Below are 24,840 nucleotides of genomic sequence, written 5' to 3' on the forward strand. Positions count from 1 at the left end.
ACTCATCCTGACAGCTGCTCCATGGAAATGCGGCGTGACTATACCCGGCACTGGTGCGAGGTCCAGCGAGGGCACCGCACAGAACTCACACCGCCGCATCGATCTCCACGGGATGTTCTGCGCTCTCCGAGTCGGGTCGGAGATGCGCAAATATCTGATAAAATTTGAAAAAAGGACGCTTCCTGAGACGGGATGTCGCACCTGATGCGGTCCCACAAAAACTAACACATCCTAATCACCACTAACGAGCTTGCAGCGCAGCTCACCCCTATCCTCTCACCATGGAAAACGCGGGGCTTTGCGCGTTTGCTGGTCGCAAACAGCGGAGAAAGCCCGGAGAGGACGAACGATGTTGACCAATTTGCAGGCGGCTGATGCCTGGATTGAATTTCCGGGCGGCTCGGGGGATTGCGAGATCCCCCAGGCAACACAGGCGATCATTCGGGAGCGTCAATGGCGTCAGATCGGTCCGCGCACGGGGGCGGCGGCCGAGGACATCGCGATCTCGCGATGGGAAGACCCGCGGAGCACCTCGTCGCACCAGGCGACGACCCCTGAGGATCGGTATTTCGTCGGCATCGCACTGAAGGCCACGCGCGCGAAACTCACCCGGGATCGTCAGGTCATTTTCGACGGCACCATGCCCGCGGGCACACTGTATCTCACCGCGCCGTCGAATCCTGTCGCTGTGCAATTCCAGTCGCCATGCGCCTTCCTGCACTTCCACATATCCGCGGATCATTTTCCGGAGCAATCTTCGGCGACCGAAGGATTGAATGATCTCGTCCTGTTGCGCGACCCGCTCGCGGCCGAGCTTGGCAAGGCGCTGATCGAACTTGGCGACGCCGCGGACCGCGAGTTCACGCGCTGCATTGGCCAAACCCTTGCGATGCATCTGGCGCGCCTGGAATTGCCACGCGCCAGGGTCAATGCCTTGCCGAAATGGCGGCTGCGGCGGGTCGAGCAATATGTCGCCGATCATTTCCACCGCTGCATCAGCCTGTCCGAACTCGCCAAGGTCGCCGGCCTGTCCAGAATGCACTTTGCGGCGCAGTTCCGCGTCGCGACCGGTTACCGGCCCCGCGAATATCTGCTCAATCACCGGATCGAGCAGGCCAAGACGCTGCTGGCGACCACGGAACGGCCGCTGGCGGAGATTGCGCTTGCGGTCGGCTTCAGCACGCAGGCGCATTTTTCGACCGTCTTCAAGCGCATCAGCGACCAATCCCCGGCACGCTGGCGCCTCGCCAGCAAGGGCGAGCGGCGAGAGGTGCAAGCAGTGCCGCCGCGTCGTCCTTCTACGGAGAGGGGCTGGATCAGCGCAGCCGCATAAGCATCCGCTCGCGCCCTCATCCTCCCGGGCCTGCGAGCCACTCGGGGCCGCCCCTGCACCCCACACAGTGCGGCCCCTTTTTTTCTACACCGGATCGAAAGCCCGGATCGGCGGCAGATTGCCGGTGAACTTCTCGACCTCGACCGTCGTGAGCTGGCCGGTGCAGCCTTGCGCAAAGGACGAGGTGCCGACGTCGCGGGTGAGCACGTTCGGATTGCCGTGCACGCAGAGCGGCGCGTCGTCTTCGGGGTCCATCGGGTCGTACCACGCGCCGGTCGGGAGCTGGACCACGCCGGGCGCGATGCCGTCGGTGACGTGGACCGCGGCGAGACAGGCGCCCCGCGCGTTGAACAGGCGGATGATGTCGCCGTCCCTGATGCCGCGGGCATCGGCATCAACCGGGTTCATGCGCGCGACCTCGCGCCCGCGATGTTTGCTTTGAAGCGAATGTCCACCGAAATCGAGTTGGCTATGCAGACGCGTCACCGGCTGGTTGGCGACCAGAAAGCACGGCGCCGCCGGCTTGGGCATGTCGGACTTCTCCAGCCAGACCGGATGGCCCGGACAATCCGTATCGCCATGACCCGCGATCTTGGCGGAGAATATCTCGATGCGGCCGCTCGGCGTCGGCAGAGCGTGATTGACGGGATCGTCGCGGAAACGGCGCAGCCGGCCGCCGTCGTCGGGCTGTTGCGGCACGACCAGGCTGCCCCGCCGCCAGAACTCTTCGAAGCTCGGTGCCTCCAGGCCGCGCGCTTCGAGCGAGGCCCGGGTCGGCTCATAAAGATGTTCCAGCCACTGACGTGACGTCCGCCCCTCGGTAAAGGGTTCGCGCGCGCCGAGACGGTCGGCGAGATCGGCGAAGATCTCGTAGTCGTCGCGCGCGAGGCCGAACGGCTCGGCGATCCGGTGCATCGCGACCATCAGGGGATCGTTGCTGGAATAGCCGATGTCTTCGCGCTCGAGCGTCATGGTCGAGGGCAGCACGATGTCGGCATGCCGGGCCGTGGCAGTCCATGCGAGCTCGTGCACGACCAGCGTGTCGACTTTCGCAAACGCCTTGCGCAGGCGGTTGATGTCCTGGTGATGATGGAAGGGATTGCCGCCGGCCCAGTAGACGAGGCGGATATCCGGATAGGTGCGCGTCTCGCCGTTATAGCGATAGGTGCTGCCGGGATTGAGCAGCATGTCGGCGATGCGCGCCACAGGAATGAAATCGCGGACAGCGTTGCGGCCCTGCCCCAGTGTCGGCCCCGGCACGTCGTTGACGCGGCGGCCGTAATAGCCGATCGCCCCCAACGAATAGGCGTAACCTCCCCCGGAGAGGCCGATCTGGCCGAGCGCTGCCGCCAGCACCATGCCCATCCACACCGGCTGCTCGCCATGCTCGGCGCGCTGGAGCGAATGAGAGACGGTGATGAGCGCACGCTTGCCGGCGAGCCGGCGTGCCAGCTTGCGGATTGTGGCGGCGTCGACGCCGCAGATCGCGGCGGCCCATTCGGCGTGCTTGGGTTGGCCGTCGCTGTCACCGGTGAGATAGCGCAGGAAGACGGGCCATCCCTCAGTGTAGCGATCGAGGAAAGCCTGGTCGTGCAGGTTTTCCGCGACCAGCGTATGAACGATGCCGAGCATCAGCGCGGTGTCGGTCCCGGGCACGCATGTCATCCATTCGGCGCCGGCTTCGACGGGCAGGTCTTCGCGCAACGGACTGACCAGGATGAACTCGCAGCCGCGGCGGCGCGCAGCTTCCATCGCGCCGCGCTCGACATGCTTGCTGATCGAGCCGCCGGCGACCATCGAGTTCTTCAGCGCCATGCCGCCGAACGCCAGCACAATGTCGGTGTCGGCCGCGATCTGCTCCCAGGTGACGTTGCGCTTGGTGATGTCCTCGTAACCGCAGAGGATCTGCGGCAGCAGCACCGAGGACGCGCCGGAGGAATAGGAGTTCACCGAGCGCACGTAGCCGCCCAAGGCGATGTTGAGGAAGCGATGCACCTGGCTCTGGGCGTGGTGGAAGCGGCCCGCGCTTGACCAGCCATAGGAGCCGCCGAACACCGCGCCGGGGCCGCGCGTGTCACGGATGCGTGCCAGCTCGTCGCCGAGCAGATCGAGCGCCTTCTCCCAGCTCACGGAGACGAATTCGTCGCGGCCGCGGCGATGATCGGGACCAGGACCGCGTTCGAGCCAGCCGCGGCGGATCGCGGGTTGGGTGATGCGCGCCTGATGGCGCAGCGCGCCGGGAAAATTGTCGATGATGCGGTTCGGATCGGGATCGCCCGCATACGCCCTGACCTCGAGCCCGGCCTCGCCTTGACGTGCCGAGAACACACCCCAATGCGAGGTGTGCGGCTTGAAGCCGTCGGACAGGTCGAGGCCGGGGTCGGGAAAGCCAATCGTATCGTCCATCGTCGCATTCCTTGTTCCGGTCGCGGCATTGTCCTGGCCGCACCGATGCCATCCAGGTAGCAGTATAGCGATCCGCTCTTCGATGTCGTCGGGTCAGGGCCGGCGAAAATGCCGGGCGCTCGTGCAAGGGCAGCTTGACGAAGACTCGCGGGGACGACCGGTGGCGATTTTTCGACCAATTTGTGCTTTTATTGTCAACGTCTTAGCGGTCTGCATTCAGAGCCGCGCGGGCCGCCTTCCGGCAAGACTTTTCCGGCAAGACTTGGCGCGAGATCTCTTGCGACGACACTGACATTGAAATGTGCGATATCCCGGCCCGTCACTCAGCAACATCGGTCCCATCATGATCAAGCGCGTCTTGCCCTACGAAGGTCTGCTCCACGAAGTGGTCGAGCATCATGGCGTGCTTTACATCGGTGGAATCGTCCCCGAGGACACGAGCCTCGACATGTCCGGCCAGGCAAACGACGTCCTCGCGCAGTTAGGGCAGTTGCTCAAGACCCTCGGATCCGATCTGAGCAACGTCTTGCAAGTGACCATCTACATGACGAGCCTCAAGGAAAAGGCAGAGTTCAACGCGGCCTGGAAAGCGCATTTTGCAGACGCTCATCTGCCGGCGCGCGCCGCGATCGGCGTGGCCGATCTCGGTCCCCGTGTCAAACTCGAGATCACGGCCATCGCCGCTCGAGGATCATCAAGTCTGGATGCGTAACCTGGTGCGGTTGAGGCAAGTCGAATCAGGAGGCGGCCGCTTGGTACAGGCACTCACGTAACCAAGCATGAGCGCCGTCCTCCTGATTGCGCGGATGCCACAGCGCAATGATGCGTGCCGGCGGCAGATCGAGCGGCGGCGGCGTGAGATCGAGCTCGTGGGAAAATCGCATCAGAAAACGCCGCGGAAGGGTACATATGCAGTCGCTGTGGGCAAGGATGACCGGCGCCAGCGCATAGGTTTGAATCGAGACGGCGACTCGTCGGGAACGTCCGAGCGCAGCCAGCGCATCGTCGACGAGGCCTGAGAAGCCGCCGCCGTCGGCAGAGATCAGCAGATGATCGAGCGCACAAAAGCGATCAAGATCGAGCGCGCCGTTGCCGCGGGGATGACCCTTGCGCTGGGCGGAGAGGAAGCTGTCCTCGAAAAGCGGACGCTGCATCAGATCGCCGTGTGCCCCATCAGCCCCCGTCACCAGAATGTCGATCTCGCCCCGCTCAAGACGATCGACGACGTCGCGCGTAGGATGGACGAAGGCCAGCCGCGCCCGTGCGGCCGTGGCGGTCAACCGCGCGACGAATCCGGGCGCCAGCGTCACGGCTGGATTCTCATGGATGGCAACGACAAAGGTGCGCTGGCTGCGGGCAGGGTCGAATACGGCCGGTCCCTCGACCATGCGACGGAGCTTGCCGAGCACGTCTGCCAGCTCCGCCTGCAGCTCCACCGCTCTCGTCGTCGGCACCACGCCGCGGCCCGCCGCCGCGGGCACGAACAACGGGTCGGCAAAGACCTGTCGCAGCCGGTTCAGCCGAGCCGATAGCGCTGGCTGGCCGATGTTCAGGCGCGACGCCGCACGCGTGACGTTCCGCTCGCGTAGCAGAGCCTCCAGCGCGAGCAACAGGCCAAGGTCGATCTCGGCGAGATCGGTGTCGTCGGCCAGCCGACCTGGACCGTGTTCCGCATCCGGCATCGGTCCTCCTCCGTTCAAGGCACATGATCGCGGCCGGACGAGCCGCGATGAGAGAGGTAAAGCCAAAATGGCGGTCTGAAAAGCTCGGCTGACAGCCTTTCGATATCGACGCGGTCGATGGGACCTATCGAGCCCACGGCCCTCCTCGCGGCATGGTGCGCTTCGTACTTCACGGTCACGGCGGCGCCGGCAATCAGGCCGGCTCAGCCACGACCTGGAGTGGAGGACCTTGATGACGCAAGCGACGAAAACCTATCGCGTTGGCGATGCAGCCGTCACGCGGATCGATGAATTGCGGCTTGCCGCATTCAAGTTCGGCGCCCTCTATCCTGACGCCGAGCCGGATGCGCTTGAGCGCCATCGCGACCGGCTCGAGGCGGGCTCGTTCGATCCTGCGACCGGCACCTTCATTCAGAGCATCCACAGCTGGCTGGTCAAAACCCCGCACCACACGATTCTGATCGACACGGCAACCGGCAACGACAAGAACCGGCCCGACATCCCGCCGCTCCATCGTCTGAACGAGCCCTTCCTGGCGCGGCTGGCCGCGGCGGGCGTCACCCCGGAACAGGTGGACTACGTCCTGCTCACGCATGTCCATGCTGACCACGTCGGCTGGAACACGCGCCTGGTCGACGGTCGCTGGATTCCGACATTCCCGAATGCGACCTACGTCTTCTCCGGGATCGAGCAGGCATATGGCGAGCGCCTCGCGGCGGGCGCGGAGCCCACAGGGGCAGCCCGCCCGGACCCGGCGCTCGGCCCGGCGGCGCGCAAGCCGGCCGATCGCGTCTATGACGACAGCGTGCGGCCCGTGATCGAGGCCGGGCTTGCCCAGCTCATCTCCGTGAATGGTGAGGAGGTCCTCGACGGCGTCTCCTTCATTCCGACGCCCGGCCACAGTATCGATCACGCGTCGATCCGTCTCGTATCCCGCGGCCAGCAGGCGCTTTTTGCCGGCGACGTGATGCACCATCCGTTGCAGGTGTATGAGCCTTCGCTCAATTCCTGCTTCTGCGAATTCCCCGAGGCCGCCTTGCGCTCGCGCGCCAGCGTCCTGGAGGACGCTGCCGAGCGTGGCGCAACCGTCTTCACCACCCATTTCGCACAATCGTCCGTCGGACGCATCGACCGTCGCGGCGATCGCTTCGCCTGGCAATTCCTCTGATCAAGGAGACCGACCATGGACCAGAAAACTTACGCGCAGGCAGACGGATCCGACATCATGGTCGAGGATCTCATGATCCCGAGCGACACGGCCGGCATCTCGCTTCACTTGCGCAACAAGCGACAAGCGATGCACACGACGTTTTCCGCCGAGCGGACCATCCTGATGGTGCATGGCGCGACCTATTCGTCGGAAAGCCTGTTCGATGCGCCGCTCGGTGGCATCTCCTTCATGGATTATCTCGCCGGGCACGGCTACGACGTCTTTGCACTCGACGTGCGCGGCTATGGCGGATCGACGCGTCCGCCCCAAATGGACGCGCCGCCCGAGGACTCAGAGCCGCTCGTGCGCACCGAGGTGGGCGTGCGCGATCTCGCCAGCGCAGTTCATTACATTCTGAAGCAGCGCAAAATCATGCAGCTCAATCTGGTCGCCATGTCCTGGGGCGGCTCTGTGGCCGGCGCTTACACGGCGGGCAATAACGACAAGATCGTAAAGCTCGCGCTGGTCGCGCCGCTGTGGCTGCTGAACGGCCCGGCTCCGATCGATGCGGGCGGCCGCCTTGGGGCCTATCGCAACGTCCCTGTTCTGGACTTCAGGGAGCGCTGGCTTTCGGCAGCGCCGGAAGCAGCGCGATCAAGTCTAATTCCGGCAGGCGGCTTCGAACTCTGGGCGAACATCTCGCTCGCGACGGACCCGCAGGCCGGCCCAGGAGCTCGTCCGCTCATGCGTGCCGTGAACGGCCCGATCCTGGACATCCGCGAGTACTGGGCCGCCGGCAAGGCCCTTTACGACGCCAGCGACATTCGCGTGCCGGTGCTCCTGGTTCACGCCGAATGGGACCGGGACGTGCCCATCAGCTCGGCGCAGGACTTCTTCCTCTCGCTGAAGCACGCGCGATATCGGCGATGGGTCGAGATCGGCGAAGGCACGCACATGGTTCTGCTGGAGAAGAACCGGTTGCAGGCGTTCGACGCGATCAACCAGTTTCTCTCGGAACAATATGAGCATGAGTAGCGCGATCGAGCGCTCCTCGCGCTTCCGGTTCCCTAATCGTCCGATCCCTGAGGACGATCGCATGCGCCGTCTACTGTTCCGGAACCGTTTGACCGTTGGTCCCTCCGAACTTCCGGGCGCATGCTGGGCAGACAAACAATGACCTGTATGGAGTGAAACTATCAAAGTTTAATGCGCTCTGTCGTTTTCATCGATCAGATTGGGGACGGGTTCTGAGTTGTCAGGCGACCAATGCAGGCAGGATTTGCGTTCTCCAAGCTCGCCGACCGGTTGGCGAGCCTCACTCCCGTAACGGCCGACGATCTCCACCTGCTCGCGGACATGGCAAGCACAATCGCGCATCTCAGTTCGCGTCAGGCCGTTTTGCGGCATGGCGACGATGCCACCCAGTGCTGTCTGCTCCTTCAGGGATATCTGTCGTGGCAGGATGCAGAGAGTGCGGACGGGCAGATCACGTCAATCCATGTTCCCGGTGACATCGCCGATCTACACACGCTTTATCGTCCTCGTATTGACGGCAACCTGATCGCGCTCGGCCCTGCCATCGTCGCTCTCGTGCCACACCGCTTCTTTCACGATTTGTCCGCGCGTTCGCCCGCGATGTCTCGCGCACTGCTGCTGATGCTGCTCACCAGCCACGCCATTCAGCGCAACTGGACGGTGAACCTGGGTAGCCGTGATGCATTGACGCGCGTGGCGCATCTGCTGTGCGAGATCACCACCCGGCTGCAAAGCGTCGGCTTGGCGAGAGATCTCAGACTGCCGTCACCCTTTACCCAATCGGACCTTGCGGCAGCATGCAGCATCTCCCCGGTCCACGCCAACCGCACGATTCAGGAACTGCGACGATGCAATCTCCTGCAATGGCAGGGTAAGACGGTAACGATCACGGACTGGCCGGGGCTCGTGCGGCTCGCAAGATTCGATCCGACTTACCTGGGCATTCAGTCCAGCCGCGACGATGCGTCGTCCTCGCGTCTCAAACCACTTACGGCGGACCTTGCGCTCGCTTGAGCTCCTTTCGGACGACACCCTGGAGACTTGCGGAGTGTGCAATCAGAGCCTCCCGCACCTCTCCGAGGACGTCATCCCAATTGCCTAGTGTCCTCTGATGAAACAGCCGCAGGCTCGGATACCAAAGGGAGTGGGACTCGGATGACGGCCAGCGCCAGTCGCAATCCGCATGCAACAAGACCCACGCGTCACGGTCGAGTGCTCCCGCGAGATGGGCCACCATGGTGTCGACGCAAATGAGCAGATCGAGCCGCCGGAGGAGATGACCGAGAACAGTAATGTCAGGCGTACTGACGTCTCTCGCGCCGATCTCTGCCAGGTCGCGCGTTCGGGCCCCGCGTTGCAGTGAGCAGAGCGTCACGCCGGGAACGGCAAGATGCCCTAACAGGGACGGCGGGATGGTCCTTCGCTTGTCCCAGTTGCCGACTTCCCAAACCAGACCGACGGCAAGGCCCCAGAGTTCGAGACCTCGGTCTTGCGGGAGCGCTGGTTCGACCTTGGCCGGCAACGACAGGTAAGGTGCGCGCATTTCGACCTGCTCCCGCCTCGCCCTTATGGCATGGGGCACCTCCATGATCTCGATATCGACCTCGAAGTCGATTTCAGGTGCACCGTCATGGAGCGCGAAGGCCCGATCGACGCCGGCCGCACTCTCGACCAGCGGCAGAAGCTCGCCCTGGCACCAGACGGTGACGCGGCGCGCGAAGTCACGAAGCGGCCGCATGAAGCGCAGGAACTGGATGGTGTCGCCGAGCCCGTGGTAGCAGCGGACCAGCACATCCTTGCCCCTCAGCTCCTCGCCGCGCCAGATCCGCTGGAGATGACGCGGCCCGGTGTGCTTGGGTGGATACGCAAGCATCGTCAGATCGCGGTCGCTGATCGCCCAGGCGCGTTCGAAGTCGCCTGCCCGCATCGCCTCCGTCCAACCGCCCGAAACGCCCGGTGATCCGATCAACGACGCACGAATTTGTGAAAGCGACTGACCTTGCCGTCCTTGGTGCGGTCCTGATGAAGGAACGCGATGCCGGTCTCGTCAAACTTGGCGAAGAATTCGTCCCAACTGATCCTGTCGAGACCTGCGTCGGGCGGATCGAAATCGATGCGCAGGATTCCGGCGTGTCCGTCCTCCTCGGTAGCCTTGACCGTCGCGGGCTTTCCCCCGCGCTCCTCCGCCCATTTCCGGATGACGTCGTGGCTGGTGGTCTGCTGGGCTTCGCTGGTTTGTGATGATGACATGTGACACCTCGATGGCTGACAAAGAGCGAGCGACGCATAGGTCGTCGCGTCAGACTGTTCGCCGTGAACGCCGGACGGGAGGATTTGTTCTTTCGTGGTGTGGGGCTCTCTCGGAGCATCATCTTCTTCATCTTCATCATGGAAGCTTTTCGTTCCCGCCAAACGGCCTCGAATTCTATCCCAGGTTAAGCGCGCTAAATTTTTTTGGCCGGAATCTGACGTGAGGCGGACTTAGTGGGGTGAGTTCAGGAACGAACATACGTTCCTCACGTTCGCCGACGTACTTACGTCAACACAGTACGTCTTCAACACTGCATGCCTTAACGCTGCACGTCTTCCGGAGGGCCTCGATCCATGCATTCTCGTCTTCAGGACAGGCGGCGCGTGCGCGTCGGCATCGTCGGTGTCGGCAATTGTGCGAGCTCCTTCGTTCAGGGGCTCTCCTACTACCGGGACGCCAAATCGAATGAGCCGGTGCCTGGGCTGATGAACGCCGATCTCGGCGGCTACCACATCAGCGACATTCAGGTCGCGTCGGCCTTTGACGTCCATGCCGGCAAGGTCGGACGCGACGTGGCCGAGGCGATCTTCGCAGCACCGAACAACACGCACCGCTTCTCCGACGTCGCGCCCACTGGGATCATGGTCCAACGCGGCCCGGTCATGGACGGCGTCGGCCATTATCTCAAGGACGACGTCCCGATTGCGGATGTGCCGGAAGCCGACGTCTCCGAAGTGCTCGCGACCTCGCGCACGGACGTGCTTGTGTCCTATCTTCCCGTCGGCTCGCAGCGTGCGAGCGAATTTTACGCCGCGCGCGCGATCGAGGCCGGCTGCGGCTACGTCAATTGCATCCCGGTCTTCATTGCCTCGAATCCGGACTGGCGGCGGCGTTTCGAGGATGCAGGCCTTCCGATCGTCGGCGACGACATCAAGAGCCAGGTCGGCGCCACCATTCTGCACCGTGTGCTCGCCAATCTCTTCCGCGAACGCGGCGTGCGGCTGGACAGAACCTACCAGCTCAATGTCGGCGGCAACACCGATTTCAAGAACATGCTCGAGCGCGAGCGGTTGACGTCGAAGAAGATCTCCAAGACCCAGGCCGTGACCAGCCAGTTCGACGTGCCCATGGATGCCGACAACATCCATGTCGGCCCGAGCGACCATGTGCCGTGGCTGACCGACCGCAAGCTGGCCTTTATCCGCCTGGAGGGCACGACGTTCGGCGGTGTGCCCTTGAGCGCGGAAGTCAAGCTCGAGGTCTGGGACTCCCCGAACTCGGCGGGTGTCGTAATCGACGCGGTCCGCTGCGCCAAGCTTGCCATGGACCGCGGGCAGGCCGGCGCGCTGACGGGCCCCTCGAGCTATTTCATGAAGTCGCCGCCTCAGCAGTTCACGGACGAAGAGGCCGGGCGACGGACGCGCGCCTTCATCGACGACAAGGCGTATACCTGATGGCGAAGATCATTCATCTGATCCGCCATGGGCATCATGCCCTGCTCGGCCGCACGCTCTGCGGCCGGATGAAGGGCGTAGAACTCGATGATCTCGGCTGCGAGGAAATCGCGCGATGCGCCGATACCTTCACGCCGCCGCCGAGCATGGTGCAGTCGAGCCCGCAGCGGCGCTGCATGCAGTCGGCCTGCATCCTGGCGGCGCGTTTCGGCTTGCCGGTCGAGATCGTGCCGGCACTCGACGAGCTCGACTACGGCGAATGGACCGGACTGTCGTTCGAGGCGCTCGTCCGGGACCCCCGGTGGTCGCGCTGGAACGAACAACGCGGAACGAACCGCCCGCCGGGCGGCGAAAGCATGCGGTCGCTCCAGAAGCGCGTCGTCGCCCATCTGGAGCAGTTGCGCAATGATCATGGTAGCGGCACCGTCGTCGTCGCCGTCAGCCATGCCGAACCGATCCGCGCGGCGCTGCTGCATTATTCCCGGAAAGAGCTCGACGACTTCCTCTCGATCGAGATCGACCCCGGCAGCGTCAGCACCCTCAGCGTGGACAATCGCGGAATCAAGATCACCGGGATCAATCAGCGGGTGCCAGCGTGAAGATCGTCATTTTCGGCCTGACAATTTCCTCGTCCTGGGGCAACGGTCACGCCACCTTGTGGCGAGGGCTTTGCAAGCATCTCGCGCGAGCCGGCCACAGCGTCGTTTTTTTCGAGCGCGACGTGCCCTATTACGCCGGGGCGCGGGATTTGCACGAACTGCCTGGCGGGCAATTGCGACTGTTTTCGAACTGGGACGATGTGCTTCCTTTGGCGCGCAGCGATATTCGTGAGGCCGATGTCGCGATCGTGACCTCCTATTGTCCCGACGCGATCGCCGCGACGGAGCTCGTCCTGTCCGAGGGCCGTGCGGTGCCCGTGTTCTACGACCTCGACACGCCGGTCACGCTGGCGAAGCTCATAGACGGCGAGGCCGTTCCCTATATCGGGCCGCGCGGCCTGCGGGATTTCGCCCTGGTCCTGAGCTTCACCGGCGGTTCCCGCATCTGCAACGAATTTCGCGACAGGCTCGGCGCTTGCAATGTCCGTCCGCTCTACGGCCATGTCGATACGGACATCCATCGGTCCGTGCCGTCGCAGCCGCATTACCGTGCGGATCTGTCCTATCTCGGCACATATTCGCAGGACCGCCAGCGCGCGCTCGAGGCTCTGTTCGTCGAACCCGCACGTAACAGGCAGGATCGGCGCTTCCTGATCGGGGGTGCACAATATCCGGAAGATTTTCCCTGGTCGCCAAACATCTACTTCGTGCAGCACTTGCCGCCGTCGGAGCACGCGTCGTTCTTTGCGTCGTCCCGGCTGACACTCAACGTCACGCGCCGCGCGATGGCGGAGATGGGCTGGTGTCCCTCCGGCCGCCTGTTCGAAGCCGCGGCCTGCAAGGCCCCGCTCCTCAGCGACGATTGGCCGGGACTCGATGAATTCTTTGTACCCGGCCAGGAAATCCTGATCGCACGCGATGCGAAGGACACGCTTGCTGCGTTGGCGATGGCCGACGCCGAGCTTCAGCACATCGCCGGGCGCGCATATGAACGGACCATGGATCAGCACACATCCGACAAGCGTGCAGCCGAACTGATTTCGCTGCTCGAGCGGACGGCATGCTTCGGCGCGCGCCGACAGCAACCCGAGGAGGCCTGATCATGTGGGGCATCGTTCCGGCCGCGGGCCGCGGCAGCCGCATCCAGCCGCTCGCCTTCTCCAAGGAGTTGCTTCCGGTCGGAAGCCAACGGGACGACGGCATCGACCGTCCGTGCGCCGTCTCCGAATATCTGCTGGAGCGGCTGATCCTTGGAGGTGCGGACAAGATCTGCTTCGTGATCTCGCCCGGAAAATCGGACATCCTCGAATATTTCGGCGATCATTATGGCAGTGCCCAGCTCGCCTACGTCGTGCAGCCCGATGCGTCGGGGCTGTGCGATGCCGTGTTCAGGGCAGGCACGGTGGTTGGCCACGACGAAGACATCCTGGTCGGACTTCCGGATACCGTCTGGTTCCCAAAGGCGGCCCTGCAGGCATTGCCGGCCGCTGACCTGTCGTTTCTGCTGTTTCCAGTCGAGCACCCCGAGTTCTTCGATGCCGTCGTGCTCGACGGTGACCGCGTCACGGAGATCCAGGTCAAGCAGCCGGATGCGGCATCGAAATGGATATGGGGCGCCTTCAAGATGTCCGGCAACGGATTTCGCGAGCTCCAGTCGCTGTGGACGAAGCGCGAGCGCCGCGATGAATATTTCGGGACGCTGGTCAATGCCTACATCGCGGCCGGCGGCCAGGGTCTCGGCGTCAAGGCCGGCGAATCCTATGTCGACGTCGGCACCATCGACGGCTACCGGACGGCAATGGCGTTGCTCGCTGAAAGCTCCGTCGGGAACGGACGCTCTCGACTGCTGGCCGGCGGTTCGCCGGAGGCAGCCCGCCCGGCTCACGCAATGAACAATGGAGTGACCGCATGAGCAGAGGCGCCCTCTCCCGCGAGGAAATCCGCCAGCGCGTCGATGCGCTCGGGCCATGGTTTCACAATCTGGACCTGAACGGCGTGCCGACGGCGCCTTCACACTTTCTTGGCGACTATCCCAACGTGAAATGGCGACGCTTCTCCGGGATCATTCCGGACCGCCTCGAAGGCAAGACCGTGCTCGATATCGGCTGCAATGCCGGTTTCTACGCCATGGAGATGAAGCGGCGCGGCGCCGAGCGCGTTCTCGGCCTGGACACCGACGACGAATATCTCGCGCAAGCCCGCTTCGCGGCTGAGGTGAACGGGCTCAGGATCGAATTCCGCAAGATGTCAGCCTACGATGTCGGACAACTCCGCGAAAAGTTCGATCTCGTGATCTTCATGGGCGTGCTCTATCACCTGCGGCACCCTCTGCTGGCACTCGACCTGATCCACGAGCACGTGGCCGGCGATCTCCTGCTGTTCCAGTCGATGCAGCGCGGCGACAGCCGCGTGGATTCCCTCGACAAGAACTACGACTTTTGGACCACCGATCAGTTCGATTCCCCGGGCTATCCAAAGCTGCACTTCATCGAGAACAAATATGCCGACGACCCCACCAATTGGTGGGTGCCGAACCGCGCTTGCGCCGAAGCCATGCTGCGCAGCGCCGGCTTTGCGATCGCAGCGCATCCGGAAGAGGAAGTCTATCTCTGCAAGCGGGTGACAAGGCCGCAGGTGGAAGGTCCGGTCTATCCGTCGCGGGAGACCGGCCGATGATCGAAGCCGCCAAGATCTGGAACGAGCCCAACAACAAGTCGCACTGGGATATCCTGATCGATCCGGATTGGACCATGTTCGCGAGCCTGGCGCTCGCTGCGGGAAAGGCGATCCGCAGCGCGCATCCCACGCTCCCGCGAGTGCTTGGCGGCATATCGCCGATTGATCCGTCCTTCATACGCAACATGCAGGCGCGCGGCGTGCTCGATCATGTCGATGCCGCGGCCGTGCACGGCTTTCCGCTGGACTGGAACTTGTGGCAGATCGCGGAATGGCCGGCCAAGCTCGACGAGATCAAGGCGGTCACCCCGCTGCCGGTTTGGGTAACGGAGGTGGGAGTCTCGTCTTTCGGCGCCGAGGAGGTGCAGGCTTGGGGACTGACCCGAACGGCGGAGTTGTTGATCGACCGCGCTCCGCGCATTCACTGGTACAGCCTCTACGATCTGCCTTCGAGTTGGGAGGCCACGACCCGGCACAAGGAGGCTGAAGGTTCGTCCTACTACAGGCATTTTCACATGGGCCTGCTACGCGAGGACGGAACGCCGAAAGCCTCGGCGGACCTGTTCGCCCAATATGCACCGGCGATGGGCCTGTGCCAGTGGTTTCACTTCGAGGACCACCGCCTCGATGACGCCGTGCGCTGGATGCGCCGGCTCGGCGTGCAGCATCTCAGGACCGGCCTGTCCTGGGCCGACAGCTTCCGTCCCAATGCACTCGACTGGTTCGATCGGCAGATGGACGCGCTGGCCGAGTTTCAGGTCACAGTGACCTTCTGCTTCACCCCGGAACATCGGGGTATCGAGCCTCATCACACCAGCCCGCCGCTCGACGTGAACGAGTTCGCGGATTTCTGCGCACAGATGGTCGAACGCTATTGCGCGAAAACCGGGCTGGCGCCGTCCGCAGCGTGTTCACGCCCGGCCATCTCGGAGCCGACATGCGTGCCCTGATCCTGGTGATGGACTCCGTCGGGATCGGCGCCGCGCCCGATGCCGTCAGTTATGGCGACGAGGGTGCAGATACTGTCGGCCACATTGCTGACATGTGCATGGCCGGCAATGCCGACGGACCTCGCCGGGAGGGGCCGCTTCGGCTTCCCAATCTGGTTGCGCTCGGCCTTGGCGAGGCTTGCCGTCTCGCCACCGGGCGCGTGCCGCCGGGGCTGGATGGCCGTCCTAAGCATGCGCGATTTGGCTGCGCGAGCGAGATCTCCAAAGGCAAGGACACGCCATCCGGCCATTGGGAGATCGCCGGCGTGCCGGTGCCATTCGACTGGGGCTATTTTCCAAGAACCAAGCCGTGCTTCCCGCGCGACCTGATGGAGCGCCTGTGCGAACAGGCTCGACTGCCCGGCATCCTCGGGACCTGTCACGCCTCCGGCACCGAGATCATCGGAGAATTCGGCGAGCTTCACATCAGGACGGGCGAACCGATCTGCTATACGTCGGCCGACAGCGTGTTTCAGATCGCAGCGCACGAGCAGACGTTCGGACTCGAACGCCTCTATGAGGTCTGCCGCGTTGCGCGCCGACTGGTCGATCCCCTCAACATCGGGCGCGTCATCGCACGTCCGTTCATCGGCACGTCGGTAGGTGACTTCAAGCGGACAGCGCACAGGAAGGACTTTTCCGTCCCGCCGCCGGAGCGGACGATCCTCGATCTCGCCGAAAGCGCGGGCCGCGACATCGTCACGATCGGCAAGATCGACGACATCTTCGCCCATCGCGCGACCGGGAGGAACCTGCGCGGCGATGGCAACCAGGCGCTGTTCGATGCCACGCTCGATGGGCTGGCCTCCCTCGCAGAGGGCGGCATGCTCTTTGCAAATTTCATCGATTTCGACACGCTGTACGGCCATCGCCGAGATGTCGCGGGCTATGCAGCGGCGCTGGAAACCTTCGATACCCGCGTTCCGGATCTGCTGAACCGCCTGCGCGACGATGATCTCCTGATCGTCACGGCCGATCATGGTTGCGACCCGACATGGAGCGGTACCGATCATACGCGGGAACAGGTGCCGATCCTGGCGTGGAGCGCGCGGTCGACTTCTCCGATCGGCAAGCGCGACGGATTTGCGGACATCGGCGCGACGGTCGCGAGCCATCTCGACCTGCAGGCGCCGGTTCACGGCGCGCAATTCTAGTTGGCTGCATCCGGCAGATTCACCTGGGTTATTGATCCAGGTTAGAGAAATATTCGTTTGTAGGTTTCGCAGGAACGAACATTCCTTGCATCGCTTCTAATTCCAAATGTGACTGGCGCGCCGGTCGCCCGACCAGAACAGCAGCGCGCTTTCATTCTCATCAAGGATTGATCCCGCAGGATCGATCTCACGGCGGCACGGAGCGGTGAATGACGCGAGTATTGATCACTGGAGGTGCGGGATTCATCGGATCGCATGCAGCCGACGCGCTGCTGGCGGCCGGCTATGAAGTCCGCCTACTCGACAATCTCTCGCCGCAGGTCCACGGAGGCAACCGCCAGCGTCCCGCCTATCTTGCCAAAGACGCGGAGCTCGTCGTCGGTGATGTCACCGACGCTCGCGCGGTCGAGCATGCGTTGCGCGGCACCGACATGGTCCTGCATCTCGCATCAGCAGTCGGCGTCGGCCAGAGCATGTACGACATCGAACCCTATGTCAGAACCAACGAGCTCGGTACCGCCGTGCTGTTGCAAACACTATCCAAACGCCCGGTCGCGCGGCTCGTGGTGGCCTCGTCCATGAGCATTTACGGCGAAGGCCTTTACCGGAGCGCCGATCAGAGCGTGGTCGCCTGCGAGGAGCGGGCGGTCGAGCAGCTTCGCCGCGGCGATTGGGAGCTACGCGATGCAGCCGGCAACCCGCTCGATCCCGTCCCTACGCCGGAGACAAAGCAGCCTTCGCTGAGCTCGATCTATGCGCTCAACAAATATGCGCAGGAGCGCATGTGCCTGATCACGGGAAAGGCTTATGGCATCCCGACCGTGGCGCTACGCTTCTTCAATGCGTTCGGGCCGCGTCAGGCCCTGTCCAATCCGTATACCGGCGTGCTGGCCATCTTTGCCGCCCGGCTGCTCAACGGCCGCCCTCCCCTCGTCTTCGAGGACGGCCGGCAGCGCCGCGACTTCGTCCATGTGCATGACGTCGCCCGCGCCTGTCGGATGGCGCTGGAGGCGGAGCACGCGCAGGACGTCTTCAACGTCGGCTCGGGCCAGAGTCGCACCATTCTGTCGGTCGCGGAGGATCTGGCCGAAGTCATGGGGCGCCGCGACATTGCGCCCGAGCTGACGCGGAAATATCGCGCCGGGGATATCCGACACTGTTTCGCCGACATGGGAAAATCCCGCGACGTGCTCGGCTTCGAACCTCGCGTCGCATTCAGGGACGGGCTCGAAGAGCTGGCGGAATATCTCGCCGACCAGATCGCCGACGATCAGGCGGAGCGAGCCACCAGGGAGCTGCAGCAACGAGGATTGGTCGCGTGATGAGTGAACGAGACAACAGACCCGTCCTGATCACCGGCGGCTGCGGGTTTATCGGCTGCAACCTCGCGGACCGTCTCGCGGAGCGCGGCGAGCCGGTGCTGATCCTGGATAATCTCGCCCGCGCCGGCGTGCGGGAGAATGCGCAGTGGCTGAAGTCCCGGCATGGCGACCGGGTCACAATCACCGTGGCCGATATTCGCGAGCCGATCCCGGTGATCGACGCCGTACGCGAAGCCCGCGCCGTGCTGCATTTGGCCGCCCAGGTCGCCGTCACCGACAGCGTGAGCGATCCGGCGGGCGATTTCGAGATCAATGCGCGTGGCACATTGAACGTGCTCGAAGCCGTGCGGCTCCACAACAACGCCGCGCCGATCGTGTTCGCCTCGACCAACAAGGTCTATGGACGCCTGATCGACGATGGCGACATCGCGCTCACCGGCCGCCGCTACACGCCGACAAGCGGCCTGCTCGCCGCCGGCATCTCGGAAAATGCGCCGCTCGACTTCTACAGCCCCTATGGATGCTCCAAGGGAACGGCGGATCAATACGTCCACGACTATGCGCGGGTCTACGGCCTCCAGACCGTGGTGATGCGCATGAGCTGCATCTATGGGCCCCGTCAATTCGGCACGGAGGATCAGGGCTGGATCGCGCATTTCCTGCTGAGCGCCATCCGCAGCAAGGAGCTGACGATCTATGGCGACGGCCATCAGGTCCGCGATGCGCTTCACGTCTCCGACGCGGCCTCGGCCTGGCTCGCCGTGCTCGATGGCATCGCGCTCGCCCGTGGACGCGTGTTCAATCTCGGCGGCGGTCCGGCCAACGCGATCAGTCTGCTGGAATTGATCGACCGCATCACCGATCTGACCGGCCGCAAGGTGGCCTATCGCTTTGCCGATTGGAGGCCTGGGGATCAGCCCTGGTACGTGACCGACACGCGCGCGCTCTCCAGCGCGCTCGGCTGGGCCCCTCAGATTTCGTTCGCAGACGGCCTCCGATCCCTCCACACCTGGTTGGACGGCCGGTTCGGATCGTCACAAGGCAACCGCGAGGCGCTGGCATGACGCGTGTTGCCCTCATCAACCCAAACTGGGATTTTGGCGGCAGCATCTATTTCGGCTGCCGATCCCCTCACCTTCCGCTCGAACTCGGGATCTCCGAGCACTACCTGAAGGCGGCCGGGCACAAGACGCTGCTGCTCGACGCCCACATGTTCGACCTTTCTCTCGCCGAGATCGAAGCCGAGCTGCGCGCGTTCGGCCCCGATCAGATCGTCATCACGACGGCGCCGACCTATCTGTTCTGGCGCTGCGCCCCTCCCGAGCTCCGCGTTCCCCAAGAGCTTGCGATGGCGGTGCGCGAATTGGCTCCGATCCTCATCGCGGTGGGTCCCCACGGCTCGACTGTGCCAAAAGCGGCGCTTCGAAAGCTCGGCACCGACTTCATCGTGATGGGCGAGTGCGAGGCCTCGTTGCTGCGTCTTGCCAATGGCGAGCGGGATTTTCCGGGCCTGTGCTTCGCCGACGGCACATCGCTCCGTGTCAATGGCGGCCCGCAGGCGGTCGCGTTCACGGATCAGGCGCCGCTTGACTGGCCGGAGGAGATGATCCGGCGGCATCACCATCACCATCATCGTTTCGAAGCGGAGCCGCAGGCGCCTGGTGCCGAGGTCGAGTCGTCCAGGGGATGTCCGTACAACTGCACCTTCTGCGCCAAGGAGAACTTCCGCAACGCCTACCGCAAGCGGCCTCCCTCCATCGTTCTCGAAGAGATCGATGGCCTGCGTCATCAGGGCATCGAATATGTCTATTTCATCGACGAGATTTTCCTACCGAACGCGGAACTGCTGGAAGGGCTGACCACACGCGGGCTGAAGTTCGGGGTGCAGACCCGCATCGACCTCTGGAAGCCGGACATGCTGGCTCTGCTCGGCCGCGCCGGCTGCGTCTCGATCGAAGCCGGCATCGAGAGTCTTACGGTCGAGGGCCGCGCCGCGCTCGCCAAGAACTGCAAGATGACGACCGACCAGCTTGCCGAACGGCTGGTTGAAGCGCGCCGTCACGTTCCTTTCGTGCAGGCCAATTTGATCGAAGTCCCCGAGGACGAGGACCCCGTCGTGCAGCGCTGGCGCCGAACGATGCAGGATGCCGGCATCTGGGCCAACGATCCGGTCCCGCTGTATCCCTATCCGGGCTCGCCGGATTATCGGAAGCTGTGGGGCGAGCCCGACGATTTCGCCTGGGAGCGCGCGCACCGGCATTATCTCACGATGTTCGATCAGTTCAGCGACGTGCAGAACGATCGCCCGGTCCCGCTCGAGGTTCTCGAACTGCAGGTGGCATCATGAGCCGCAGCTCGCAGCTCAGGATCCTGATGACGACCGATACCGTCGGAGGCGTCTGGACTTACTCGTCATCGCTTGCTTCGTCCCTTGCCGCGAAGGGCGCCGACGTCATCCTGGTGACGATGGGCCCGCGCGCGCGGGCCGGCCAGCTTGAGATGCTGTGTGGCTCGCGGGTCCGCCTGATCGAAACGGACCTTGCACTCGAATGGCAGGACCCGGAAGGACAAGATCTGGCCCAGGCCAGGCGCGTCCTTGCGAAGCTCGAAGCCGGAATGCGGCCTGACGTCGTTCACCTCAACAGTTTTCGCGAGGCGACCTTCGCCTGGCGCGCTCCGGTGGTGGTCGTCGCGCATTCCTGCGTCAACTCCTGGGGGCTCGCCTGCCGCGATACGAGCTGGCTCGGCGAACCGAAATGGCGCGGCTACACCGAACGAGTGACGGCCGCACTCGACACGGCACGGGCCTGGGTTTGTCCCAGCCAGTCCTTCCACGATGACATTGTGGAGATCTATCGGCCTCGCTCGCGCGGGCTCGTCATCTGGAATGGAATTAGCCCTCAGGGCCTCGCGGGACGAAAGCAAGACATGATCTTTGCGGCGGGCCGGCTCTGGGACCGCGCCAAGAACATCGAGGTCCTGGCGGCCGCAGCGCCTGGGCTGGACTGGCCCGTTCAGGTCGCCGGGCCGGCGGACGAGTACCCTTCGGCTTCCGTCACCTGGCTCGGGCATTTGCCTCACGAAGCCATGCGCGCGCACTTCCAGCACGCCGCCATCTTCGCCAGCCCCGCGCTTTATGAGCCGTTCGGCCTCTCCGTTCTGGAAGCCGCGGCCGCGGGATGCGCCCTCGTTCTGTCCGACATTCCCACTTTCAGGGAATTGTGGAGCGGGGCGGCGCTGTTCGTCGATCCCACCGACAGCAAGGCGCTGCGTCGAGCACTCGCAGGTCTGTGCACCGACGATCGCGAGCGGGTGCGGCTGCAACGTGCCGCCTTTGAGCATTCCCTGACCTACTCGCTGACCCGAACCACGAGCGCCTATCTCAGCCTCTACGAGGAGCTGCTTGCCGTCAATCACGCGCCCGCCCCCATGGAGGTCCGCGCATGAAATGCGTTCTGTTCTACCACGCGTTCACCTCCTGCTGGAACAACGGCAATGCCCATTTCCTGCGCGGCTATGCCCGCGAACTTCACGCGCTGGGTCATGAGGTCGTCGTGTTCGAGCCGATCGACGGCTGGAGCCGCTTGAATGCGATCCGCGAGGGTGGCAGTCAGACGATGGAGGACATTCCAATGCTGTTTCCCGGCATCGGTATCCGTCGCTACGACGCCTCCCTCGATCTCGATGAAGCGTTGCACGGCGCCGATCTCGTCGTCGTCCACGAATGGAATTCGCCTGATCTGATCGCGGACATCGGATCGAGACGGGCTCACGGCGCTCCGTTCACGCTACTGTTCCACGACACCCATCATCGCGCCGTCAGCTCACCGGACGAACTTGCGCAATTCGACCTCGACGGCTTCGACGGTGTGCTCGCCTTCGGAGAGATCCTTCGTCAAATCTATCTGAAGCTCGGCTGGGCCGACCGGGCCTTCACCTGGCACGAGGCGGCCGACATCGCCCTGTACCATCCGCTGCCAGATATCGAGCGCACCGACGATGTCGTCTGGATTGGCAATTGGGGCGACGGCGAACGCAGCGCCGAGCTCAACGAATTTCTGGTCGAACCCGTGGCCGAGTTGAAGCTGCGCGCGGGGGTCTATGGCGTCCGCTATTCGGACGCGGCGCTCGCGACCATTCAGGCGGCAGGCATTCGGTATGGCGGCTGGCTGCCCGCACACTGGGCTCCCATTGCTTTCGCCGGCGCGCGCGCGACTGTCCACGTTCCCCGCGGCCCCTATGTCCGCTTGCTTCCGGGCATTCCAACCATTCGCGTCTTCGAAGCGATGGCGTGCGGCATTCCACTGGTCTCGGCCCCTTGGTCAGACGCGGAAGGCCTGTTCCCGGAAGGTGCCTATCTGAGCGCCGCTGACGGCACCGAAATGAAGCGGGCGCTTCGTACGCTGTTCGATGACCGGGAGTTATGGTCCGCTACCGTGGAGACCGGACTCCGGACAATCAAGGAGCGTCACACCTGCCGTCACCGGGCGGAGCAGCTAGTCGGCATCGTGCAGGACCTCAGGGCCTCAGGCCACGCCACACAGCCCTTGCGATATCTCGGAGCCTCCGCATGAAGATCTGCTTCTTCGGATCCAGCCTCGTCTCATCCTACTGGAACGGTGCCGCCACCTATTACCGCGGCATACTGAAGGAGATTGCCGCCCTCGGCCACGACGTCACATTCTTCGAGCCCGATGCTTTCGAGCGCCAGGCCCATCGTGACATCGACGATCCCGACTGGGCGGAGGTGGTGGTCTATGCCGCGACGCCCGACGGCTGGCGAAGCTCGCTCGACGAAGCCGCACGGTCGTCCGACATGCTGGTCAAGGCCAGCGGCGTCGGTGTCTTCGATCGGGAACTGGAGAACGCGGTCGCCGAAATTCCGTCGAATGCAATGCGCATCTACTGGGACGTCGATGCCCCCGCGACGCTGGAGTCGGTGGCGGACAATCCAGACCATCATCTGCGCCATGCGATCCGGTCCTACGACATGGTTTTGACCTATGGCGGCGGCGATGCAGTCGTATCCGCCTATCGCGGCATCGGCGCGCGGGACTGCGTGCCGATCTACAATGCGCTCGACCCCGCCACACACTTTCCGGCTCCGCCAAATCCACACTTCGCGTGCGATCTGAGCTTGCTGGCAAATCGCCTCCCTGATCGCGAGCAACGCGTGGAGCGGTTCTTTATCGATGTCGCACGCCAATTGCCGGACAAGACGTTCCTGCTCGGTGGATCGGGGTGGGACTCCAAAGACACGCCAGCCAATCTGCGCAAGGTCGGGCATGTCGGCACCGGCGACCACAACGCCTTCTTCGGCTCCGGTCTGGCTACGCTGAACGTCAATCGCGACAGCATGGCGCGCTACGGCTTCTCGCCGCCAACACGCGTGTTCGAAGCCATTGGTGCCGGAGCCTGCCTGATCACCGACCAGTGGGACGGCATCGATCATTTTCTCGAGCCAGATCGCGAGGTGCTGGTGGCCGCGAGCGGGGCGGAGGTCGCAGAGCATCTTTCCGCACTGCGCCCCGACCGGGCCCATGCGATCGCAGCGCGCGCTCGTGCGCGCATTCTGAGCCATCACACCTACCGGCAGCGCGCGCGCCAGTTCAACAATCTCTTTGCCGCAAGCAATTCGCGAATCGAGGCAGCAGAATGAACCTCACCATCGTCGTCGTCGGTCTTTCGGTTACTTCGTCCTGGGGCAATGGCCATGCCACGACCTACCGCGCCCTGATCGAAGCCCTGGCACGACGAGGTCACCAGGTCACATTTCTGGAACGCGACGTCCCCTGGTATCGCGAGCATCGTGATCTTGCCAAGCCTTCCGCTTGGACTGTCGAGCTTTATCAATCCTTGAAGGACATCCCGCAGCGTTTCGGAAAGATGATCCGGGATGCCGATCTGGTCGTCATCGGCTCCTACGTGCCCGAAGGCATCGCGATCTCCGAATGGATCACGACCCATGCCCGGGGGATTACCGCCTTCTACGACATCGACACGCCCGTCACGCTTGCGAAGCTCGAGCAGGGCCTGGACTACCTGTCCGCTGCGATGATCCCGCGCTTCGACCTTTATTTGTCCTTTGCCGGCGGCCCGGTGCCCGGCATGATCGAGGAGAACTATGGCAGTCCGCTAGCTCGGGTGCTGTATTGCAGTGCCGACGCCGACATCTACGCGCCGCAACGCGCGGAGCAGAAATGGGCACTAGGCTATCTCGGAACCTACAGCGAGGACCGGCAGCCGGTTCTGGAGCAGTTGCTGCTCGCCCCTGCTCGCACTCTGTCACGCGAGCAATTCGTCGTCGCCGGTGCGCAATATCCCAAGGAGGTGGTCTGGCCCGCCAATGTCGCCCGGATCGAGCACCTCACGCCCAGACATCATCCGGGATTTTACGCCGAGCAACGCTTTACGCTAAACGCCACCCGCGCCGACATGCGCGCGCTCGGCTTCTCGCCCAGCGTTCGGCTGTTCGAAGCGGCCGCGTGCGGCACGCCCGTCATCTCGGACCGGTGGCCTGGAATCGAGACCGTCTTCGAGCCTTCGCGGGAAATCCTGCTCGCATCGAGCCCCCGCGACGTCATGGAGATCCTGCGCGACATGCCCGAGGAGCAAAGGCGCACGATCGCGGAAAACGCACGGCGCCGCGTTCTGGCCGACCACACCTCCGACCATCGCGCCCGGCAAGTGGAGACCTACTACGCCGAGGCATCGGTCCGTCGCCGCCGGAAAGCCCCGCAACTTCCCGCCTCGCGTCCCATGCAGGTCGCCCAAATCTGAAAGGCAGCA

The 24,840-nt window shown here is 63.8% G+C and carries 23 protein-coding genes; 19 read left to right on the plus strand and 4 right to left on the minus strand.

Annotated elements, in window-relative coordinates; all coding sequences use genetic code 11:
• The first annotated feature begins 349 nt into the window (after positions 1-349).
• Complete coding sequence (locus AC0L2J_RS14180) at positions 350-1,333, plus strand: helix-turn-helix domain-containing protein (RefSeq protein WP_473390809.1); 984 nt, start codon at positions 350-352, stop codon at positions 1,331-1,333.
• 84 nt (positions 1,334-1,417) lie between these two features.
• On the opposite strand, the gene AC0L2J_RS14185 is transcribed toward AC0L2J_RS14180, so the two are convergent.
• Complete coding sequence (locus tag AC0L2J_RS14185) at positions 1,418-3,739, minus strand: molybdopterin guanine dinucleotide-containing S/N-oxide reductase (protein WP_473390811.1); 2,322 nt, start codon at positions 3,737-3,739, stop codon at positions 1,418-1,420.
• A gap of 343 nt (positions 3,740-4,082) precedes the next feature.
• Between AC0L2J_RS14185 and AC0L2J_RS14190 the strand changes: the two genes are divergently transcribed.
• The gene (locus tag AC0L2J_RS14190) at positions 4,083-4,451 is read left to right on the plus strand and encodes a RidA family protein (RefSeq protein WP_473390812.1); all 369 of its coding nucleotides are present in this window, start codon (positions 4,083-4,085) and stop codon (positions 4,449-4,451) included.
• A gap of 25 nt (positions 4,452-4,476) precedes the next feature.
• On the opposite strand, the gene AC0L2J_RS14195 is transcribed toward AC0L2J_RS14190, so the two are convergent.
• Positions 4,477-5,421 (minus strand): LysR family transcriptional regulator, encoded by a 945-nt coding sequence (locus tag AC0L2J_RS14195; protein ID WP_473390814.1) that lies wholly within the window; start codon positions 5,419-5,421, stop codon positions 4,477-4,479.
• Positions 5,422-5,653: 232 nt separating this feature from the next.
• Between AC0L2J_RS14195 and AC0L2J_RS14200 the strand changes: the two genes are divergently transcribed.
• From AC0L2J_RS14200 to AC0L2J_RS14210, 3 genes are all read left to right on the plus strand, one after another.
• The gene (locus tag AC0L2J_RS14200; RefSeq protein WP_473390816.1) at positions 5,654-6,589 is read left to right on the plus strand and encodes an MBL fold metallo-hydrolase; all 936 of its coding nucleotides are present in this window, start codon (positions 5,654-5,656) and stop codon (positions 6,587-6,589) included.
• Between the two features lie 15 nt (positions 6,590-6,604).
• A complete protein-coding gene (locus AC0L2J_RS14205) occupies positions 6,605-7,606 on the plus strand; it encodes an alpha/beta hydrolase (RefSeq protein WP_473390818.1) in 1,002 nt (333 codons plus the stop codon).
• 231 nt (positions 7,607-7,837) lie between these two features.
• Positions 7,838-8,620: a Crp/Fnr family transcriptional regulator gene (locus tag AC0L2J_RS14210; RefSeq protein WP_473390820.1), complete on the plus strand. Its 783-nt coding sequence runs from the start codon at positions 7,838-7,840 to the stop codon at positions 8,618-8,620.
• On the opposite strand, the gene AC0L2J_RS14215 is transcribed toward AC0L2J_RS14210, so the two are convergent.
• Both AC0L2J_RS14215 and AC0L2J_RS14220 read right to left on the minus strand, forming a co-directional pair.
• On the minus strand, positions 8,595-9,533 hold the full coding sequence (locus tag AC0L2J_RS14215; RefSeq protein ID WP_473390823.1) for a glycosyltransferase family protein: 939 nt from the start codon (positions 9,531-9,533) through the stop codon (positions 8,595-8,597). The two genes, AC0L2J_RS14210 and AC0L2J_RS14215, sit on opposite strands and share 26 nt — an antisense overlap.
• Positions 9,534-9,571: 38 nt before the next feature.
• Positions 9,572-9,856 (minus strand): hypothetical protein, encoded by a 285-nt coding sequence (locus AC0L2J_RS14220; protein WP_063995382.1) that lies wholly within the window; start codon positions 9,854-9,856, stop codon positions 9,572-9,574.
• 354 nt (positions 9,857-10,210) lie between these two features.
• Between AC0L2J_RS14220 and AC0L2J_RS14225 the strand changes: the two genes are divergently transcribed.
• The 14 genes from AC0L2J_RS14225 to AC0L2J_RS14290 all read left to right on the plus strand — a co-directional run bounded on the left by AC0L2J_RS14225 (position 10,211) and on the right by AC0L2J_RS14290 (position 24,831).
• Complete coding sequence (locus tag AC0L2J_RS14225) at positions 10,211-11,311, plus strand: inositol-3-phosphate synthase (protein WP_007613064.1); 1,101 nt, start codon at positions 10,211-10,213, stop codon at positions 11,309-11,311.
• Positions 11,311-11,910, plus strand: coding sequence for a histidine phosphatase family protein (locus AC0L2J_RS14230; protein WP_473390828.1), 600 nt, complete (start codon positions 11,311-11,313; stop codon positions 11,908-11,910). Before AC0L2J_RS14225 ends, AC0L2J_RS14230 begins: the two co-directional genes overlap by 1 nt.
• Entirely contained in the window at positions 11,907-13,010 is a 1,104-nt protein-coding gene (locus AC0L2J_RS14235; RefSeq protein WP_473390832.1) for a CgeB family protein, read from the plus strand. Before AC0L2J_RS14230 ends, AC0L2J_RS14235 begins: the two co-directional genes overlap by 4 nt.
• A gap of 2 nt (positions 13,011-13,012) precedes the next feature.
• Positions 13,013-13,822, plus strand: coding sequence for a nucleotidyltransferase family protein (locus AC0L2J_RS14240; RefSeq protein ID WP_354204913.1), 810 nt, complete (start codon positions 13,013-13,015; stop codon positions 13,820-13,822).
• On the plus strand, positions 13,819-14,586 hold the full coding sequence (locus AC0L2J_RS14245) for a TIGR04290 family methyltransferase (protein ID WP_473390835.1): 768 nt from the start codon (positions 13,819-13,821) through the stop codon (positions 14,584-14,586). Before AC0L2J_RS14240 ends, AC0L2J_RS14245 begins: the two co-directional genes overlap by 4 nt.
• Positions 14,583-15,536 carry a glycoside hydrolase 5 family protein gene (locus AC0L2J_RS14250; protein ID WP_473390839.1) on the plus strand — a complete coding sequence of 318 codons (954 nt, stop codon included), beginning with the start codon at positions 14,583-14,585 and terminating at the stop codon, positions 15,534-15,536. The genes AC0L2J_RS14245 and AC0L2J_RS14250 overlap by 4 nt, the downstream gene beginning before the upstream one ends.
• Positions 15,524-16,729, plus strand: a complete 1,206-nt coding sequence (locus AC0L2J_RS14255) for a phosphopentomutase (RefSeq protein ID WP_473390843.1) — start codon at positions 15,524-15,526, stop codon at positions 16,727-16,729. The genes AC0L2J_RS14250 and AC0L2J_RS14255 overlap by 13 nt, the downstream gene beginning before the upstream one ends.
• A 209-nt stretch (positions 16,730-16,938) precedes the next feature.
• Positions 16,939-18,051 (plus strand): NAD-dependent epimerase/dehydratase family protein, encoded by a 1,113-nt coding sequence (locus tag AC0L2J_RS14260; protein ID WP_007613087.1) that lies wholly within the window; start codon positions 16,939-16,941, stop codon positions 18,049-18,051.
• The gene (locus tag AC0L2J_RS14265; protein ID WP_473390849.1) at positions 18,051-19,115 is read left to right on the plus strand and encodes a GDP-mannose 4,6-dehydratase; all 1,065 of its coding nucleotides are present in this window, start codon (positions 18,051-18,053) and stop codon (positions 19,113-19,115) included. The genes AC0L2J_RS14260 and AC0L2J_RS14265 overlap by 1 nt, the downstream gene beginning before the upstream one ends.
• Entirely contained in the window at positions 19,112-20,398 is a 1,287-nt protein-coding gene (locus AC0L2J_RS14270) for a TIGR04295 family B12-binding domain-containing radical SAM protein (RefSeq protein WP_473390852.1), read from the plus strand. Before AC0L2J_RS14265 ends, AC0L2J_RS14270 begins: the two co-directional genes overlap by 4 nt.
• Positions 20,395-21,498, plus strand: coding sequence for a glycosyltransferase family 4 protein (locus tag AC0L2J_RS14275; protein WP_473390856.1), 1,104 nt, complete (start codon positions 20,395-20,397; stop codon positions 21,496-21,498). Before AC0L2J_RS14270 ends, AC0L2J_RS14275 begins: the two co-directional genes overlap by 4 nt.
• Entirely contained in the window at positions 21,495-22,625 is a 1,131-nt protein-coding gene (locus AC0L2J_RS14280; RefSeq protein ID WP_007613096.1) for a CgeB family protein, read from the plus strand. Before AC0L2J_RS14275 ends, AC0L2J_RS14280 begins: the two co-directional genes overlap by 4 nt.
• Positions 22,622-23,710 (plus strand): CgeB family protein, encoded by a 1,089-nt coding sequence (locus AC0L2J_RS14285; protein ID WP_473390862.1) that lies wholly within the window; start codon positions 22,622-22,624, stop codon positions 23,708-23,710. Before AC0L2J_RS14280 ends, AC0L2J_RS14285 begins: the two co-directional genes overlap by 4 nt.
• Entirely contained in the window at positions 23,707-24,831 is a 1,125-nt protein-coding gene (locus AC0L2J_RS14290) for a CgeB family protein (RefSeq protein ID WP_473390865.1), read from the plus strand. Before AC0L2J_RS14285 ends, AC0L2J_RS14290 begins: the two co-directional genes overlap by 4 nt.
• The last annotated feature ends 9 nt before the right edge of the window (positions 24,832-24,840 follow it).

It is taken from the genome of Bradyrhizobium sp. MV1.5, assembly GCF_055807615.1.